This window comes from Taklimakanibacter lacteus, assembly GCA_003576695.1.
GTDB lineage: Bacteria > Pseudomonadota > Alphaproteobacteria > Rhizobiales > Aestuariivirgaceae > Taklimakanibacter > Taklimakanibacter lacteus.
In genome coordinates this window covers 94,283-111,094 of sequence record QOZQ01000011.1, presented here as the reverse complement: position 1 = coordinate 111,094, position 16,812 = coordinate 94,283, and the positions used below count along the sequence as shown (strand labels likewise).

Genomic DNA, 16,812 nt, shown 5'->3' with positions numbered 1-16,812 from the left:
ATAGGCTGATGCCGGGTGGCGGGCCTGGGCTGGCGGGCTGCTTTGGCATGGCCTATGAATGAAAAAAGAGAGAAGACCAGGGTTATGATGGCCAAGATCATTCTGGCTGAGGATGACGAGGATATGCGCCGGTTTCTGGTGCGGGCACTGGAGCGCGCCGGCCATACCGTCGTCTCCTTCGGCGAGGGCGCCAGCGCCTTCGAGGAGATCAAGCAGAGCTCTTATGACCTGCTTCTGACCGACATCGTCATGCCCGAGATGGACGGTATCGAGCTGGCGCGCCGCGCGGCCGAGCTCGATCCCACGCTCAAGATCATGTTCATCACCGGCTTTGCCGCAGTGGCGCTGCATCCCGATTCACGCGCCCCCAAGGACGCCAAGGTGCTCTCCAAGCCCTTCCATCTGCGCGAGCTCGTCGCCGAGGTCGACCGGATGATGGCGGCGTGAGAGCCGCTGGTTAAGGGCCGCCCTGTTTCAGGCGAATGAAGTAGTCGTCTCGGCCGATCTGTCCGCCCTTCATGGCGATCTCCAGTCCGGCATAGGCCGGATCAGCGCTATGCGCGAGGCAAACCGGCGAGCCGGGCGATTCAGGCAACGGCAAACGCGGCGTCAGCGCATGGATGTCGAGCTCTCCCAGCGCGTGGCTCGATGAATCGCCGCCCGCCAGGATGAGGCGCGTGAGCCTGTGCCGGCGCACGAGCTCACCGGCAATTTTTCCCAGAGCCCGGCCGAGGCGACGGCGTCCATCCGGTATCCTATCCAGCTCATGTCCCTTATCCGATGCGCTGCCCATTGCGGTATGGATCAGAACGCTCTCGCCGCCCGCGAGCGCATGTGAGGCTCTGTTGGTAAGCTGCGCACTCTCCTCCACTTCCTGTCTCGCCAATTTCAACGGATCTGCGGTGATCCCGGTGAAGCCATTGGCGCAAGCCAGGCGGATCTGCCGTTCCGTCGTCGGGGATACGCTGCCTGATACCGCAAGACAACGCTCGACCGGATCGAGCGGCGCAAAATCCGCCGTGCCGGCAATCTCGCCGTTCCGCGCCAGAACCTGAACGAGCGCATATTCGACCCCTGAAGAGCCGACGATGAATGGTTTTGCCTCGCCGGGAAGCGCTAGAAGGCGCTCACCGGCCTCCATCTGCGTCGCCGCATCGAAGACATCGATCAGGTGAATGCCCGGCTCACGCAAATCCCCTGAAGCCAGGTGAACCGGTTGCGCGGTCTGCTTGGCCAGGTGAAGGCGCAGATCGGCTTCATCCATCGGCGTGACCGGGTGCCGGCTCATCACCGGGTGCCGGTCGATCCGCCAGACGTCGCCGCCATATCTGGCAAAGAGATGGCCGGCGAAAGTGTAGCGCCCCAGCTGCGGCGCTCCCACGACGAGCGGCACCGCCGGCTGGCCGAACACGCTTTGGGCGATCTCGATCGCGCGTCCGATGCTGCCGACCCTGGGACTCGAATCGAAAGTCGAGCACACTTTGTAATGGCACAATCTCGCGCCGAGCGACCGCAGCCATTCGAAGACCTGCGGCAGATGTTCATTCATCCATTGCGGCGGCTGGCTGCGGCTGGTGCCGGCAAGACCGATGGCCGGGTAGTCCGCAAAAGGCGCGAACTGCTCTTGTGTCGGAAGGCGTGTGAACAGGACCGTGTTGATCCCATTGGAGGCGAGCGCCTCCATCACATCGGTCGAGCCGGTGAAATCATCGCCGTAATAGGAGAGCAGCAGGCTCATGCGCCCTTGCCGTCGGCGAATTTGGCCAGCGACTGGGCGAGATCCGGATGATCCTTCGCATAAATTTCAAGCGGAATGCCGGCGACCGCCGCTTCCCAGGCCTGCGTCACGGCGCGCACGCCTGCCGCAGGCCCGCCGGGATGGGAAACGATGCCGCCACCACACAGATACAGGAGATCCTGGCTGCGCCCGGTGCGCCGATAGGTCTCCGGCGCCTGGCCGCCCCATTGGCCGGAGCACACGACCGGCAGCGGGCAGTCATCTTCCGCGAACAAGGGCGACGTCACCGCCTTGAAGGAAGCGACAAAGCTCTCATCGGGCTCCCAGTATTTGGCGCCGATGCCGTTGATCTGGAACTGATCGATGCCGAGAAGCCGCCAGAACTGCTGATAGACCTTGAAGTCCATGCCGAGACCAGGATGGCGCGTGAGGATGTCCCAGCCATTGCGATGCGCATGCAGCACCAGGCCGCTTCGTTTGCGCAGGAACAGCATGGCGCCCATGCCGATGGAATTGATGTTGATGACGGCGCAATTGCCGCCCGCTTTGACGACCAGATCGTGATTGCGCATCATCTCGTCGGGATCGGCGGCCGAAATGCCCCAGGCATACATGCATTTCCGGCCCGTCTTCTGCTCGCGCTCGAGAATGATCGGCATGATCGCCTTCACCCGCTCGGCCAGCGGCGAATAGGCGGGCGACATCAGCTTCTCGTCGTCCTTGACGAAATCGACGCCGGCATCGACCACATCGCGCACCAGCTCCGCCGTCTCATGCGGACGCAAGCCCAGAGCCGGCTTGACGATCGTGCCGATGATGGGCCGGCCGGACACGCCGGTGAGCCGGCGGCTGCCGGCGACACCGAATTGCGGCCCCGGATAGGCGCCGCGAAAGGCCTCCGGCAAATGCATGTCGACCACGCGGATGCCGCTGAACCCCCTGATCGCATAGACGCCGCCGATCGCGATGGTCGTCAGGGCGGCAAGATCGGTGCCGATGGCATCGAACGGGAAATCGATGTCGACATCGGCGCGTTTGAAGGGCCCGCTTTCACCGGCGGGGATGGAGGGAGCGGGAAACGGCTCGAGGGGGCGGATATCGGCCACCCGTGCCGCCACGCGGTTCTTCAGTTCCTCGGTCTCGCCCGGCAGGTCGATGAAGGTGCCCGTCGACTGGTCGCTAGCGATCTTGGCCGCCAGCTTCTCGATGCTGCCGGCCGTCTCGATGCGATAAGTTAATCGAATTACATCTTTAGAGCTCTGGTGCATGAGAGGCCAACTGGTATAATGACACAATGAGTTGAGTCCACAAGCCGATTGGCGAGCCCATGCAGACCGACCGCATTGTCAAACGCAAGCTTTCCGACGAAGTGCTTGAGCGTCTCAAGCGCCTGATCATCGAAGGCGGCATGAAGCCGGGCGATGAGATGCCCTCCGAGCGCGAATTGATGGAGCGCTTTGGCGTCGGGCGCCCCGCCATTCGCGAGGCCATGCAGCTTCTGGGCAATATGGGCCTTGTCGCCATCAGCCATGGCGAGCGCGCCCGCGTTCTCGAATTGACGCCCCTGTCGATCATCCGCCAGGTGGACCAGAGCGCTCACATCATGCTGTCGCGCTCGCCCGATTCGCTCGAGAATCTGAAGAACGCCCGGTTGTTCTTCGAGCGCGGCATGGTGCGCGAGGCGGCGAAGAAGGCGACGAAGAAGCAGATTGCCGAATTGCGCCAGACGCTCGCCGAGCAGAAGGGCCTGCTCGGCAAGGCGGATCTCTTCATCGCCGCCGACATGCGTTTCCACACCCAGATCGCGGCCATTTCCGGCAACCCGATCTTTGTCGGTGTCAGCGAGGCGCTGCTGGGGTGGCTCAAGGTCTATCATACCGAGCTTCTGATCTGGTCCGGCAAGGAGAAATACACCCTTGCCGAGCATGAGGACATCATCGAGCACCTTGCAGCACGCGACGCCGATGGTGCCGAGAAAGCCATGGTGAAGCATCTCGAACGCTCGCGAAATCTTTATTCCCTGTCGAATTGAGCTCATCACCGCAACAGGCCAGGCACGGACACCGTCCCGCCCGTTCTGGCGCTCGCATAGACGGCTTCGACCAGCGCCAATGTCTGGAGATTGTCCCGGCCGGACGTGTCGGGTTCCCTGCCCGCCCGCAGGCAGTCCGCCCAATGCCGCTGGATGAGCAGCACGCTTTCCTGGATATTATGCCAGGGCCGCGACGCCCAGGGCAGAAGCGCCGGCGAGACATCTTCGCGCCTGGTGCCTTTGCGGCTTGTCACCACCAGCTCATAGCCGCGATTGAGCCTTATGGTCCCCTCGCTGCCATCGATCTCGATCAGCGTTTCCGGAAAGGGTTCGGTCTCCAGGAGAGTGGCATAGGAGCAATCGACGACCGAAGCCACATCATTACCGTGGTTCAGGAGCGCCGTCGCCACATCCTCGCCCTTGATCTTAGGATTCACCCGCGCGATCCGTGCCGAAACATCCTGCGCATCGCCGAGCAGGAATCGCGCCACATCGAGCGCATGGATGCCGAGATCCTCGACAATGAACCGCTCGCCTTCCGCCAGATAGGGCTGGCCGGAAAACACGTCATAGGCCGAGCGGAAGGAAACGCGCCCCCAGAAGGGCTTGCCGATCAGGCCTTCATCGATCGCCCGCTTCACCTTCAGGATCGGCGACTGCCAGCGGAAATTCTCATGCACCATGAGCGGCACTTGCGCTTGTCCGCAGGCTTCGACCATGGCCTTGGCATCACCGAGCGTCCGCGCAAAGGGCTTCTGGCAGATGACCGGAATGCGCAAGCTCGCCGCCAATTCGACCAGGGCCCGATGGCTTTCGACCGTCGTGGCGATATCGACGAAATCCGGCCTTTCGGCCGCCAGCATCTCGCGCGCATCATTATAGCGCGCCGTGATGCCGAACTGCTCACCGACAAGCTTCAGCCGCTCCGGATTGCGGTCGCACAGGGAAACGATGGCGACGCCCGGCACATCCTTCCAGCCATGCAGCTGGTTCACGGCAAAGAAGCCGCAGCCGATGAGGGCGCCGCGCAGCTCCTTCATCTCAGCCCGCTTTCGCCATCTGCATGAGCGTCACCCGCTGCTGCAGGCGGCGCTGCGCCTGGTCGACGACCACCGCGAAGATGATGACCATGCCCTTGATGACCATTTGCCAGAAGGAGCTCACCCCCATCATCACGAGACCGTCGGACAGGACACCGATCACGAAGGCGCCGACGATCGTACCGACGATCGTGCCGCGCCCGCCCGACATCGACGTGCCGCCCAGCACGGCGGCGGCAATGGCATTGAGCTCGAAGCTTTCGCCGGTCGCCGGATGCGACGCCATGAGCTCGGAGGAGATGATCAGCCCGACGATTGCCGCGCAGAAGCCTGAGAACATATAGACGAACATCTTGACGCGGTTGATCCGCACCCCCGACATCCGCGCCGCCCGCTCATTGCCGCCGACGGCGAAGATATGGCGGCCGAGCGGCGTGTAGCGCGCCAGATAGGCGGCCGCGAGAGCGACGACCAGCAGGAGCCAGATCGAGACCGGCAGGCCCAGTATGCGCCCTGCCCCCAGCCAGCCGAAGCCGGTCGTGCCCAGTTCCGCCTTGCCGACGAGATTGGGGAAAGTGCCGCCATCAGAGACGAGCAGCGCGACGCCGCGGGCGACATAGAGCGTGCCGAGGGTCGCGATGAAGGGCGCCACATTGAGCCTTGTGATCAGCAGTCCATTGATGGCGCCGATGAACACCCCGACCCCCAGGGTGATGAGGACAACCTCGAAGACGTTGAAATAGACGGTGTAGCCGATCGGCAGCTCTATGCCATGGAGCAGAAGGCCGCCCGCCGTCATGCCGCAGAGCCCGACGATCGAACCGACCGAGAGGTCGATGCCCCCGGTGACGATGACGAAGGTCATGCCCATGGCGAGGAAGGCGTTCAATGCCACATGCTTCGACATCAGGATGAAATTCGCCGTCGACAGGAAATTGGGCGCGGCGACGGAGAAGAACATCAGCACGGCGAAGAGCGCGATGAAGGTCCTGAGCTTCATGAGATTGAGGACGACCGCGCCGCGATCCAGACTAGCCATGTTTCAAGCTCCCATTGCCGCTTTGTGCGGTCCGTGGCCCCGCGCCGCGGCGGACACGATGTCGGTTTCCGTGAGTTCGCTGCGATCGCGCACCGCGATCAGCTTTCCGTTGCTCATCACCGCGATGCGGTCGGACAGCGCCATCACCTCGTCGAGATCGGAGGTGACGAAGATGATTCCGATGCCTTCCGCGGCGAGCCGGCGCATGGTGCGGAACACATCCGCCTTGGCGCCGATATCTATGCCGCGGCTCGGCTCATCCATCAAAAGCAGCCGCGGATGCGTCATCAGCGCCTTGCCGATCACCACCTTCTGCTGATTGCCGCCCGACAGCGAGCTCACCTCGAAGGCCGGATCCGCGACCTTGATGGAAAGGCTCGCAATGGCCGACCGCACTTCCTTGTCTTCCACCTTGCCGTCGATGAAGAACGGGCTCGCGATGCGCCTGAGGCTCGACAAGGTCAGGTTGGCGGCGATGGAGAGGATCGACACCAGCCCGTCGCGCTGGCGGTCCTCGGGGATGAGCGCAATGCCGCCGGCGATGCGCCCGGCAGTGTCCTTCCCCTGCGCTTCCTTGCCGCCGATGAATATCCTGCCGGTCGCATGGGCGTGGCGGCCGATGATGCAGTCGAGAAGCTCGCTGCGCCCCGCCCCCATCAGCCCATAGATGCCGAGAATCTCGCCGCTCCTGACGGCAAGCGAAACATGGTCGACGGCCAGCCCGCCGGTGAGCCGCGGCAAGCTGATCTCCTCGCAGCGGAACACCTCATCCCCGATCACATGCTCGGCCGATTTGGCGAAATCCTTGGCGTCCGAACCGATCATCTGGCGGACGATCCACTTGGTGTCGACATTCTTCATCACCTCATGGCCGGTGATGCGGCCATCGCGCAGGACGGTGATGTAGTCCCCGATGCGGATCAGCTCCTCGAGACGGTGCGAGATATAGACGATCGCGACGCCGCGCGCCTTGAGATCGGCAATGACGCGGAACAGGATCTCGACTTCGGCGGCGCTGAGCGCCGATGTCGGTTCATCGAAGATGATGATCTTGGAATCGAGCGACACCGCCTTGGCGATTTCCACCAGCTGCTGCTGGCCGATCATCAGGTCCTCGACGAGCGAATCCGCCTTGATGCCCGCCTGCAGCCTGTCGAGATAGGCTGTGGCGCGCCTGATCTGCGCTGCATGGTCGATGCCCCTGGGCCAGGAGGTGACCTCGCGCGTGATGAAGATGTTCTCGGCCACGGAAAGATTGCCGAGCAGGTTCAGCTCCTGGAACACCATCGAGATGCCGAGCGCATTGGCGGCTTCCACCGAAGGGATGGTGACGGGCTGGCCCTCGAGAAGGATGCGGCCGAGGGTCGGTTGCTCGACCCCGGCAATGATCTTCATGAGCGTCGACTTGCCGGCGCCATTCTCGCCGACCAGCACATTGACGGCGCCGCGCCTGATGTCGAGCGAGGCCTGCTTGACGGCAACCGTGCCGGAATAGACCTTGGTGATGTCTTCCAGCCTCAGGATGACATCGTCCCTGGCGCTGTCACCCGCGACCGTCATTTCAGCTCGATCTTCGCCGGCGTGACGAGCGGCAGGTCCTTGCCGTTTTCGACCGGAAAGGCGCCCAGCACCGAGACAGTCTTGCCCACCAGCTGGTCGCGCGGCAGCTTCGAGGTCAGGGTCTTGTCGACATGCAGGTTGAACGCCTTGCCGAACTGCGCGAAGTCGATCTGGTTGGTGAACTGGTTGAAGGACACGAAGTCGAGGCTGTCGCGCAAGGAAGTGCCGCGCATCACCGGACCGATCTGCACCCGGGCATCGGCGCTGCCATTGCCGTCGGCATCGACATCGATGGAGCCGGCGCGCGATTCCGTATTGGCGGCGACGATCTTGCCTTCCAGCCGGACGATCACCGTCCAGGGCGAGGAGGCCTGCTTTTCCTTGTTGCCATAGGTGGCCCCCGCCGCTTCGGCATTGGTGCGCACCGCTTCGCTCACCGTCTTGAAATCGCCCGCCTTGGCTTCGAGATAGGGCAGCACCTTGGCATCCCACATCTCGGCAACCTGCTGCTCGGGCGCAGTGGCGCCCGATCCGCCGGCGTCACCGCCTTTTTTCTCGGTTACCACGAATTTGCAGCCCGCCAGCAGCACGGTACATGCGAGGATGATGAGTCTGGTGCGCTTCATGGGATCTCGAGAAACAAAGCAACGGGATGGACCGGAGTAGCCGGTCCATCCCGCCAAGTCTCAGGGAGTATTACTTCAAGGCGAAGGTTTCGAGCGACTTGGCGTTCTCGCCGTTGATGAGGACGCAGTCCATCAGCTGCTTCTCCTGCGCCGGCGCCTTCTTGGTGGTGATATAGTCATGCGCCTGCACCACCGCATTCTGCGCCTGCGCATAAGCAGGCTGCAGGACCGTGGCCTTGATGCCGCCTGACAGGATCGAGTCGCGCACGTCGTTCGAGCCGTCAAATCCCACCACGATCACATCTTTCTTGCCGGCCGCCTGGAGTGCCGCGATGGCGCCCATGGCCATCGTGTCATTGCCCGAGATCACGCCCTTGATGTCGGGATTGGCCTGCAGGATGGTCTCCATCTTGTCGAAGGCTTCCTTCTGGCTCCAATTGGCGGATTGCTGCGCCACCATCTTCATGTCGGGATAGGCATCGATCGTGTCATGATAGCCCTTGGAGCGGATGCCGGCATTGGTGTCGGACTCCTTGCCGACCAGCTCCACATAGGTGCCCTTCTCGCCCATCAGCTTGACGAATTCGGCGGCGCCGAGCTGGGCGCCCTGATAGTTGTTGGACACGATCTGCGCCACCGCGACCCCGGTGGCGTTGATTTCGCGGTCGATCAGGAAGGACGGAATGCCCGCATCCTTGGCCTTCTGGACGGCGGCGACCGAGGCATCGGCGCCGGCATTGTCGAGGATGATGGCCTTGGCGCCGCGCCCGATGGCGGTGTCGATCAGCTCGGACTGCTTGTTGGCGTCATCGTCATGGCTGGCGACGAGCACTTCATAGCCGAGCTCCTTGGCTTTCGCTTCGGCACCTTGCGCTTCCGCCTTGAAGAAGGGGTTGTCATGCGAGGGCGTGATGATGGCGATCAGGTCGGCGGCCCGCGCGGAAAGCGCCGTCGAGAAGGCGAGCATGCCTCCCATGGCGGCAATCACCAGGCGGCGTGAGAATTTCGACATAGTTTCCTCCCTTTGGTTGAACGTTCTGCTTCAGGTTATCCGCTCTATGCTGGCGGCGATCTCGTCCATCTCGAAGATGCGTTTCCAGTCGTCGCGCATCAGCACCGGCTTGCCGAACTCGATCGCCTTGTTGCAGGCATCCGAGAACACCCCTTGCGTTTCCTCGAAGATGACGGCGCCCAGCACATTCATGTGGCCCAGGAGAAAGTCGCGCGCCGCCTCGCGCGGCACGCCGCGGCGGGCAACTTCGTCGAGCGCCTCGCGCATCACATCGAGAAGCGAGGCGCACAGAGTCTCCGATAGGCCCGGCTCGAGGATCGCCATCTGCTCGACCGTCACGCGGTGCGAGCGCATGACCGGCGCCCAAATGGTCTTCGCCACTGCTTCGCCGCGGGCATAGTCGCTCTCCGGCCCCTGCATGAGGGCCGAGACGATATGCTGCTTCGCGGCGATGCCGCCGAAGAAATCGCGCTTGGCCGCGGGCTCGGTCTCGTCATTGAAGATCGGCGGATGGCAGGGATGGGTGACGAAATAGCTGATGTCGGAGCGTTCGGGCAGATGGCCGGCGAAGGGTGCGGCCGCATCGAGGATGACGACGAGCGTGCCCGGGCCCAGCCTGTCGACGATGCCCCTGGCGACCTTGCCGATGACGGTGTCCGGCACGGCGAGCACCACGATATCGGCGCCCTTGATCGCCTCGTCCGGCGTCCAGCAGTCGACGCCGAAGCGTTCCTTGAGCCGCGCCTTGCCGGCCTCGCTCACCTCGACATGGCGCACCTTGTAGCTGGACTTCGCCAGGTTCTGCGACAGGCGCTGCCCCATTTTTCCGCCCGCGCCAAAAAGAGCGATCGTCGACATCTCATCCACCTCTTGTCGGGGATGGGCATATCAGCTACTGGTATAATGAGTCAATAAGTATGTCATCAGCAATGCACAAGAAGAAGATTCCCTGGATCGGCACGGGCTGGAAGATGAACAAGCTCGGCGCCGAGGCGGCCGGCTATGCGGCGAGCCTGGCCGCGGCGCCGGCCGACACATTCGAGGAGGCGAAGGTCTTCGTCCTTCCGCCCTTCCCCTATATCCGCGACGTCGCCCGGATACTGGCCGGGACTTCCGTTTCGGTCGGCGGGCAGAATATGCATTGGAACGATGCGGGCGCCTGGACCGGGGAAATATCAGGCCCGATGCTGAGGGATTGCGGCGCGGCGCTGGTCGAGATCGGCCACAGCGAGAGGCGCATGCATTTCAACGAGACCGACGAAGCCGTCGCCCTCAAGGTCGCCGCCGCGATCCGGCACGGGCTCCTGGCGCTGGTCTGCATTGGCGACACGAAGGAGGAGTTTGCGGCAGGCGGGACGGCGGACGCACTCGAGCGCCAGACGCGTGCTTTGTTCAGCCAGGTACCGGCCTCCGCCAGCGCGAATATAGTGATTGCCTATGAGCCGGTCTGGTCGATCGGCGAAGGCGGCACGCCGGCGGAGCCCCGGTTCGCCAACCAACAGCACGCGCATATCAAACAGGTAGCGCGCGACATTTGCGGGCTGGACGTGCCGGTGCTCTATGGCGGCAGCGTCAATCTCGACAACTGCCGGGCGCTCATTGCTGAGCCCGAGATCGACGGCCTGTTCATCGGCCGCGCTGCCTGGCAGGTCTCGGGCTTTCTCGACATCATCCGGGCAGTGAAGGAGACGGTGCGGGAAAGGCAGCCGGAGCAGGCGTTATAGGATTAAAAGCTTACGCCAACCGCAGGCAATCATTGAGCCCACCGAAAGCTTGCAATCAAATCGTCTTCCCGATATACCGGCCCCGCTTCAGGCAAATGGTGTGGGCGGTTAGCTCAGCGGTAGAGCACCACGTTGACATCGTGGGGGTCACATGTTCGATCCATGTACCGCCCACCATTTTCTCCCGGATCCCAAATAGTTGACAGAGGCAGTCGCCGTGACATTTGCCACGGCGCGTTGTTGACTAACCCGGATTGGTGCCGGCCCGCTTGCAATTGGGTGGCACGCCCCTGAAGCCCTCAGGGCACAGCCGGCGGGGCGGAATCACGCGCTGGCAATTAGGCGGCACGCCTCTGAAGCCCTCGGGGCACAGCTTCCGCGGCGGGATCACGCGCTTGCAGTTGGGCGGCGTGCCCCGGAAGCCCTCCGGGCATTTGCGCGGCTCGATGATGATGCGCTTGCAATTGCCAGGCTCGCCGGCTGTGCCGCGCTTGCAGCGGCAGTTTGGATATTTGCCGACCGAGTCCGCCGGACATTTCCTGGGCTCGACGATGCGCTTGCAATTGCCGGGCTCACCGACCGTGCCGCGCTTGCAGCGGCAGTTCGGGTACTTGCCGACCGAGTCCGCCGGGCATGTCTTCGGCTCTTCGGCCACGCAGCGCTTGCCGTTCCACTTGAGCGGATAGGCGCAGCGGCACGCGCCGTCGATCCACCGCTGGTTCGCCGGGCAGTCGATCTTGCGGCAATCGGGATACTTGCCCCTGGTGCCCGCCGGGCAGCTCTTCGGTTCCGATGTCGGGATCCGGCACTTGCCATCGATGAACCGCGTCCCCTTCGGGCACTGGCACTCGCCATCGACGCGCTCCATGCCGCCCCTGCAGCGCTCGGGCACATCGATCTCGCGGCAATCGGGATACTTGCCTACTGTGTTCTCCGGACATACTTCCGGCGTCTTCACCTTGACGCGGCTGCAGCGTTCGCCATTCCAGCGCGAATTGGGCGGGCAGCATTTGCCGGCGATCGGCGTGCGCGACCAGCCTTGCGGGCAGCTTTGCGATGCCGGCGGCGTCGTCAGCCCAAGCCCGCAGAAGGTCGTGCCATGCAATTCGAACGGCGCGAACTTGGCTTCGGCGAAGGCAGTGTCGTCGCCTGCATTCGTATTCTTCGGGCTGCCACCGGCGGGCCTGGTGATCTCGGCCTTGTTCTTGTAGCCGCATTTCACCTGCGAGCCGGAGGGCGCGACGAAACTGTTCGGCGCCTCGATCTCAAGCTCGAGCACGACGTTCTCGCCCGGATCAAGCTCGACTTCCGGGTGCTTGCAGATTCCCTGCTCCGGATGACCGAGCGCGGACTGGCCTTCGCAGACCCACGGATCCGACCAGCTGCCATTCGACGGCTCGACGATGGCGCCATCGAACAGCGTATCGCGCAGCTCGATCGGCGCCTTGTAGACGCCTGGTCCCTCATTGGTGACCGTGATGGTGAATTTCGTGTTCTGTCCGCTCGCGGTAGCCTGGCTGGCACCGGCCGCCTTGCTGATCGAGAGATTGCTCTCCTGACCTTCGGGCGCCGTGAGCGGCGGTTGCTCGGGCCCACCCATGGCCGCGGCGACGCAGATGAGCGGGCTCCCGTCCAGCGGGAATACCGGCGAAAGCTGCGCTTTGGCCGAGCTCGTATCGTCTGCCGCGAAGAAGTTGTCGGGCGTTCCACCTGGCGCCTTGATGATCTTCGCGTTGTTGGTGATCTCGCACTTCGCCAGTGGCGCCACGGGAACCTTGACGGTGACCGGAATTTCGACCTTGCCCAGATGCGCAAGGTTGGGATTGTTGCTGCTGCACTGGTAAAGGTTGAGGAACGGTCCCCCGCAATTCCAGCCGGCGGGCGGCTGGAACGTTACCGTCGCGCCGGCGGGCGAGCCGAAGGGCAAGGCGTCGACGAACTGGATCGGGGCCTTGTAGTCCGCGCCGAAATTCTGCACCGCGACCTTGAACTTGCACTCCCAATTGCCGCCGGAGACCGGGCACGGCTCGGCCGGGCCGGTTTTCTTGAGCTTGAGATTGGAAAGGCAGATGCCCTGCGCAAGCGCTGCGCCGAGTTGCGCTTTGGCCGAGCTCGTATCATCCCCGGCGAAGGAGTTGAGCAATGTGCCGCCCGGAGCCTTCGAGATCACGACATTGTTCGTGACCTCGCATTTCGCCACGGGGGCGACGGGAATCTTCACCGTCGCCGTGAATTCGGCCTTGCCCTTATGCGCCAGGTTGGGGTTGTTGCTGCTGCACTGATAGAGAGTCGGGAAGAGGACCGGGCCGCCGCAGTTCCAGCCGGCCGGCGCCTGGAACGCGATGGTGGCGCCGGCGGGTGTGCCGAACGGCAAGGCATCGAAGAACTGGATCGGGCTCGTGTAAGCCTGGCCGAAGTTCTGCACCGTGATCTTGTACGGGCACATCCAGTTGCCGAAGATCACGGGGCACTCGCCGTCCGGCTTCTTCTTCGTGATCTTGAGATTGCTCATGGCATCCAGATTCGGGCATTGCGCGAGCTCACCCGGCAGGATCATCGTGGCATCGGCCTCATCGTCGGTGGCGTCGGTATTCTGGTTGCTGCCGCCCGCAGCCTCGACGATCTTCGCCTTGTTCTCGGCCTTGCAGCTCAACGGCCCGGCAAGGTTCTTGGGAACCTTCACAATGGCGTTCAGATTCACCGCCTGATTGGGCAGGAGCACGAGCGGACCGCGCTCGCAGCTATAGGTCGGCGCAGGACCGGCGCAGTTCCACGCGGCCGGCGAGAAGCTTGCGGTCGCGCCCGCCGGGATGGTGTCCTCGACCTTGACCGGCCCATTGTAGATGCCGGCGCCGATATTGCGCACCACGACGACATACTTGCACTCGAAGAAGGGACCCTTGTCGGTGCAGAGATCGGCAACCGGATTTTTCCAGATCTTCAGATTGGTCGTCTCGCCGGCGGGCGGCGGGCAGTGCGGGGCCGGGATCGTCGCCGTTGCCAGATCGAAATCATCCGCAGGATCGATGTCGCCGAGGCCCGGCGGCCAGACGAGGCCGGCAAGGTTGTCCAGATGGCAGACGGGCGCCGCCACGGCGAGATCGACGGTGACATGGAGATCGATGCTTTCGCCGGGGAAAAGCCCTGCCGGAGCATAGGTGCATTGCTGCTCGGAAGGCGAGAGCGGGATGCAGAACCAGGGCGGCGCGTTGGTGACTGTCATCACCGCGCCCGCCGGCGCCGCCGGCAGCTTGTCGTTGACGACGATCGGACCGAAATAGGCATCGGGCCCCTCATTCGTTACCCGGATCACATAATCGCACAGGAAGCCGAGCCCGCCCGCGACGCACGCGTCAGGCACCGTCTTCTTGTCGAGGCGCAGATTGTAGGTCCAGTCCGGCGTGCCGACCGGCGGCGTATCCTCCGGCTGCCAGCCATCCGGCGGAATTTCGCCCGGCGGAACATATAACGGCGGCACAAAATCGGGCGGCAGGTCGGCCACGGGTGAATAGGTGTCGATGCCCGCCCGCTCTTCGCAGGGCTGCCAGATTTCGACATCACCGACATGGCCCTGCTGGCGCGGATCGCCACTGCGGCCGTCATAACCGACGAAATAGGATTTCGCCGGCGGTTCATTGTCTGGCCGCGTCAGCGCGCGGTCACTGCCCTGCAGGCCATGGGTGACGGGATTGTCGAGCAAGGAGTCACCCGACATCCAGACCGTCATGTCGCAAGCGCCGGGCCGGATCGCTCCAGCCTGGTCGTAGCCATAGCCCAGCGCCACGCCGCCTGACGTGTTGCGATGATCGGGCGGGAAGCCGACAGCATACTCGTCAGGTATAGGCACCCAGATTCCGGGCGTCACTTCGTCGTCCGGTATTTCCCGCGCGAAGCGGAACACCACCGACTGCTTTGTATCGGCGAACACGGAATAGTCGTAGCTGCCTTTGATGCCGCCGCGCTGGGCGACATACAGGTGATCCTGAGTGTCGAAGGCGATGTCGGAAATCGGATGATTGCCGGGCGTTCCCGAGACCTCGATCTCGCGGCGCGGATCGGCGCCGAAAGTGCCGTCGAGATTGATCGACACGGACCAGATTTCAGGACCGGCAAAGGGCGCATAATAGAGGCGCCCTGCCCTGAGGCCGAGGCCCCAGACGCGCCGTTCTGGTGCGGTGAAGCCCCAGGTGGAAGAATCTTCGCTGTCGAAAGCCGGCGCCTTGATATCCATGGCGACGCCGTCATCGGCGACGGCGGGAAGGCCGGCGGCCGGCCGCCCCATCAGGCCATGATCGAACGTGTCGATCAATGTCCCCGCCGCGTCCAGGCGATGGATCAATCCCGTGTCGAGATCGGAGACGAAGAACTGCCGTGTTGCCCGGTCGAAGACAATGTCGCCCAGACCAGGGCCGCTATTGCCGGGAATCGTCGCGAAGAGCGAGACCGCACCGGTCATCCCGTCGATTTTGTAGATCGAGCCAGGTCCACCGCCCTTGTCGAGACCGAATTGCCCCGCCATCCATTGCGCGTCGGGCTGGCCCTTCTTCACCCGCTCGGGCCGTCCGTCGCCATCGGAATCGGGCGCCACGATCTGCAGCCCGAACGCCGAGGTCGCGCCGAGATAAATGTTGGGCGACACTCCGGGAAGGAAGCTGTCATCGAGCGCGACGGCGAATAGCTGGCCGACATCGCGCGCTTTCACGCTGAGAACGGGAGGCGCCGTGACGAGCTGGCCCTGGGGCGGCGCGCCCGGCTCGAGCTTCAGGATCTGCGCCGACGCGCCATCGGGATCGATGAAGGTTTCATCCAGCGCATTGCCGGCGGCGGGCGGCGGATCGGCAGGTTTCGTCCCCGAGAAACCGGTGACCACCGCTTCGCCGCGCGTGAGGATGGCATTGTCCTGGGCGTCGGCCGCAGATGTTGCGAATGCCGCCAAGAGGACAAGAAGCAAGCCCAGGTATCGCATGCACGATCTCCCACGGTTGCAACACCTGCCCAATAGACCACTACCCATACGTAAGCAATGATGAACCTTGAATGAACGCGGATTCATTCCCCGCTCGATCATCCTGGGGAATGATCCCAACCAATTGATTCATCATACATATTGATTCCCCTCGCCACGAACCGCTAAACAATCCCCTTCTTCATCTCATATCGGGGAAGTCGCATGATCATCGTCACCGGCGGAAGCGGCAAGGTCGGGCGCGCCTGCGTCAAGGACCTCATGGAGCATGGCTACAAGGTCGCCTCCATCGATATGGCGCGGCCGGCGGGGCTTTCGAATCCGCCAAAGCCGACCGATGTCAATTTCACCCGCGCCGACATCACCGATTTCGGCGCGGTCATGGCCGCCTTCTCCGGCATCAATACGCGTGTCGAGGAACAGGTGACGGGCATTGTTCATCTGGGCGCCATCGCTTCGCCCGGAGAGGCGCCCGATCATGTCATCTTCGATGTGAACATGATCTCGACCTACAATGTCTTCGAAGCGGCGCGCCGCCTCAAGATCCGCAATGTCGTCTGGGCCTCGAGCGAGACCGTCTATGGCATCCCCTATCCCGGTGGGCCGCAATATGTCCCGGTCGATGAGGAGATCGAATTGCCGCAATGGTCCTATTCGCTCTCCAAGCTCCTCGGCGAGAAGATGGCCGAGCAGTTCGCCCGCTGGGATGACGGGACCAAGATCATCGGACTGCGTTTCTCCAACGTCCAGGAGCCGCAGGACTATGCGAAATTCCCGGCCTACCAGAAGGATGCGCGCTCGCGTCATTTCAACTTGTGGACCTATATCGACGCCCGCGACGCCGCCCAGGCCATCCGCCTGTCGCTTGAATCAAAGCTGACCGGCGCCCATGTCTTCGGCATTGCCAACAACGATTCCGTCATGACGCAGTCGAATGATGAGCTGCTCGACGAGGTGTTTCCCGGCACTAAACGCAAGCGTCCGTTGCAGCCGCATGAATCGCTGATCTCGATCGAGAAGGCCAGGCGCGTGCTGGGCTACAAGCCGGAATATGACTGGCGCAAGGCGAAATGAG

Annotated in this window: 13 protein-coding genes and 1 tRNA gene; 5 read left to right on the top strand and 9 right to left on the bottom strand. The window is 63.2% G+C overall.

Annotated elements, in window-relative coordinates; all coding sequences use genetic code 11:
- The first annotated feature begins 84 nt into the window (after nt 1-84).
- On the top strand, nt 85-447 hold the full coding sequence (cpdR, locus tag DT068_RS21750) for a cell cycle two-component system response regulator CpdR (protein ID WP_119391996.1): 363 nt from the start codon (nt 85-87) through the stop codon (nt 445-447).
- Nucleotides 448-457: 10 nt separating this feature from the next.
- On the opposite strand, the gene DT068_RS21745 is transcribed toward cpdR, so the two are convergent.
- Nucleotides 458-1,738, bottom strand: coding sequence for a four-carbon acid sugar kinase family protein (locus DT068_RS21745; RefSeq protein ID WP_119391995.1), 1,281 nt, complete (start codon nt 1,736-1,738; stop codon nt 458-460).
- Complete coding sequence (gene oiaX / locus DT068_RS21740; RefSeq protein ID WP_119391994.1) at nt 1,735-3,006, bottom strand: 3-oxo-isoapionate-4-phosphate decarboxylase OiaX; 1,272 nt, start codon at nt 3,004-3,006, stop codon at nt 1,735-1,737. Before oiaX ends, DT068_RS21745 begins: the two co-directional genes overlap by 4 nt.
- Before the next feature lie 59 nt (nt 3,007-3,065).
- Between oiaX and DT068_RS21735 the strand changes: the two genes are divergently transcribed.
- Nucleotides 3,066-3,770, top strand: coding sequence for a transcriptional regulator NanR (locus DT068_RS21735; RefSeq protein WP_119391993.1), 705 nt, complete (start codon nt 3,066-3,068; stop codon nt 3,768-3,770).
- A gap of 5 nt (nt 3,771-3,775) precedes the next feature.
- Here the strand turns inward: DT068_RS21735 and DT068_RS21730 are convergent, their stop codons facing one another.
- From DT068_RS21730 to DT068_RS21705, 6 genes are all read right to left on the bottom strand, one after another.
- The gene (locus DT068_RS21730; protein WP_119391992.1) at nt 3,776-4,810 is read right to left on the bottom strand and encodes a Gfo/Idh/MocA family protein; all 1,035 of its coding nucleotides are present in this window, start codon (nt 4,808-4,810) and stop codon (nt 3,776-3,778) included.
- A gap of 1 nt (nt 4,811) precedes the next feature.
- Nucleotides 4,812-5,849, bottom strand: a complete 1,038-nt coding sequence (locus DT068_RS21725; RefSeq protein WP_119391991.1) for an ABC transporter permease — start codon at nt 5,847-5,849, stop codon at nt 4,812-4,814.
- Between the two features lie 3 nt (nt 5,850-5,852).
- On the bottom strand, nt 5,853-7,409 hold the full coding sequence (locus DT068_RS21720) for a sugar ABC transporter ATP-binding protein (protein ID WP_119391990.1): 1,557 nt from the start codon (nt 7,407-7,409) through the stop codon (nt 5,853-5,855).
- On the bottom strand, nt 7,406-8,035 hold the full coding sequence (locus DT068_RS21715; RefSeq protein WP_119391989.1) for a DUF2291 family protein: 630 nt from the start codon (nt 8,033-8,035) through the stop codon (nt 7,406-7,408). Before DT068_RS21715 ends, DT068_RS21720 begins: the two co-directional genes overlap by 4 nt.
- Nucleotides 8,036-8,105: 70 nt before the next feature.
- Complete coding sequence (locus DT068_RS21710) at nt 8,106-9,047, bottom strand: D-ribose ABC transporter substrate-binding protein (RefSeq protein WP_119391988.1); 942 nt, start codon at nt 9,045-9,047, stop codon at nt 8,106-8,108.
- Nucleotides 9,048-9,077: 30 nt separating this feature from the next.
- Nucleotides 9,078-9,905 (bottom strand): phosphogluconate dehydrogenase C-terminal domain-containing protein, encoded by an 828-nt coding sequence (locus tag DT068_RS21705; protein ID WP_119391987.1) that lies wholly within the window; start codon nt 9,903-9,905, stop codon nt 9,078-9,080.
- Nucleotides 9,906-9,964: 59 nt separating this feature from the next.
- On the opposite strand from DT068_RS21705, the gene DT068_RS21700 reads away from it, so the two are divergent.
- Nucleotides 9,965-10,771: a triose-phosphate isomerase gene (locus DT068_RS21700; RefSeq protein ID WP_368904963.1), complete on the top strand. Its 807-nt coding sequence runs from the start codon at nt 9,965-9,967 to the stop codon at nt 10,769-10,771.
- Nucleotides 10,772-10,873: 102 nt separating this feature from the next.
- Nucleotides 10,874-10,948, top strand: a tRNA-Val gene (locus tag DT068_RS21695).
- A 67-nt stretch (nt 10,949-11,015) separates the two neighbouring features.
- Here the strand turns inward: DT068_RS21695 and DT068_RS21690 are convergent.
- On the bottom strand, nt 11,016-15,737 hold the full coding sequence (locus DT068_RS21690) for a hypothetical protein (protein ID WP_119391985.1): 4,722 nt from the start codon (nt 15,735-15,737) through the stop codon (nt 11,016-11,018).
- A 204-nt stretch (nt 15,738-15,941) separates the two neighbouring features.
- On the opposite strand from DT068_RS21690, the gene DT068_RS21685 reads away from it, so the two are divergent.
- Nucleotides 15,942-16,811 carry an NAD-dependent epimerase/dehydratase family protein gene (locus DT068_RS21685; protein WP_119391984.1) on the top strand — a complete coding sequence of 290 codons (870 nt, stop codon included), beginning with the start codon at nt 15,942-15,944 and terminating at the stop codon, nt 16,809-16,811.
- Nucleotide 16,812: the final 1 nt, after the last annotated feature.

Bases quoted from the DNA above. Each gene is read 5' to 3' on its own strand.
- cpdR (WP_119391996.1), top strand. From the start codon at position 85: ATGATGGCCAAGATCATTCTGGCTGAGGATGACGAGGATATGCGCCGG.
- DT068_RS21745 (WP_119391995.1), bottom strand. From the start codon at position 1,738: ATGAGCCTGCTGCTCTCCTATTACGGCGATGATTTCACCGGCTCGACC.
- oiaX (WP_119391994.1), bottom strand. From the start codon at position 3,006: ATGCACCAGAGCTCTAAAGATGTAATTCGATTAACTTATCGCATCGAG.
- DT068_RS21735 (WP_119391993.1), top strand. From the start codon at position 3,066: ATGCAGACCGACCGCATTGTCAAACGCAAGCTTTCCGACGAAGTGCTT.
- DT068_RS21730 (WP_119391992.1), bottom strand. From the start codon at position 4,810: ATGAAGGAGCTGCGCGGCGCCCTCATCGGCTGCGGCTTCTTTGCCGTG.
- DT068_RS21725 (WP_119391991.1), bottom strand. From the start codon at position 5,849: ATGGCTAGTCTGGATCGCGGCGCGGTCGTCCTCAATCTCATGAAGCTC.
- DT068_RS21720 (WP_119391990.1), bottom strand. From the start codon at position 7,409: ATGACGGTCGCGGGTGACAGCGCCAGGGACGATGTCATCCTGAGGCTG.
- DT068_RS21715 (WP_119391989.1), bottom strand. From the start codon at position 8,035: ATGAAGCGCACCAGACTCATCATCCTCGCATGTACCGTGCTGCTGGCG.
- DT068_RS21710 (WP_119391988.1), bottom strand. From the start codon at position 9,047: ATGTCGAAATTCTCACGCCGCCTGGTGATTGCCGCCATGGGAGGCATG.
- DT068_RS21705 (WP_119391987.1), bottom strand. From the start codon at position 9,905: ATGTCGACGATCGCTCTTTTTGGCGCGGGCGGAAAAATGGGGCAGCGC.
- DT068_RS21700 (WP_368904963.1), top strand. From the start codon at position 9,965: ATGTCATCAGCAATGCACAAGAAGAAGATTCCCTGGATCGGCACGGGC.
- DT068_RS21690 (WP_119391985.1), bottom strand. From the start codon at position 15,737: ATGCGATACCTGGGCTTGCTTCTTGTCCTCTTGGCGGCATTCGCAACA.
- DT068_RS21685 (WP_119391984.1), top strand. From the start codon at position 15,942: ATGATCATCGTCACCGGCGGAAGCGGCAAGGTCGGGCGCGCCTGCGTC.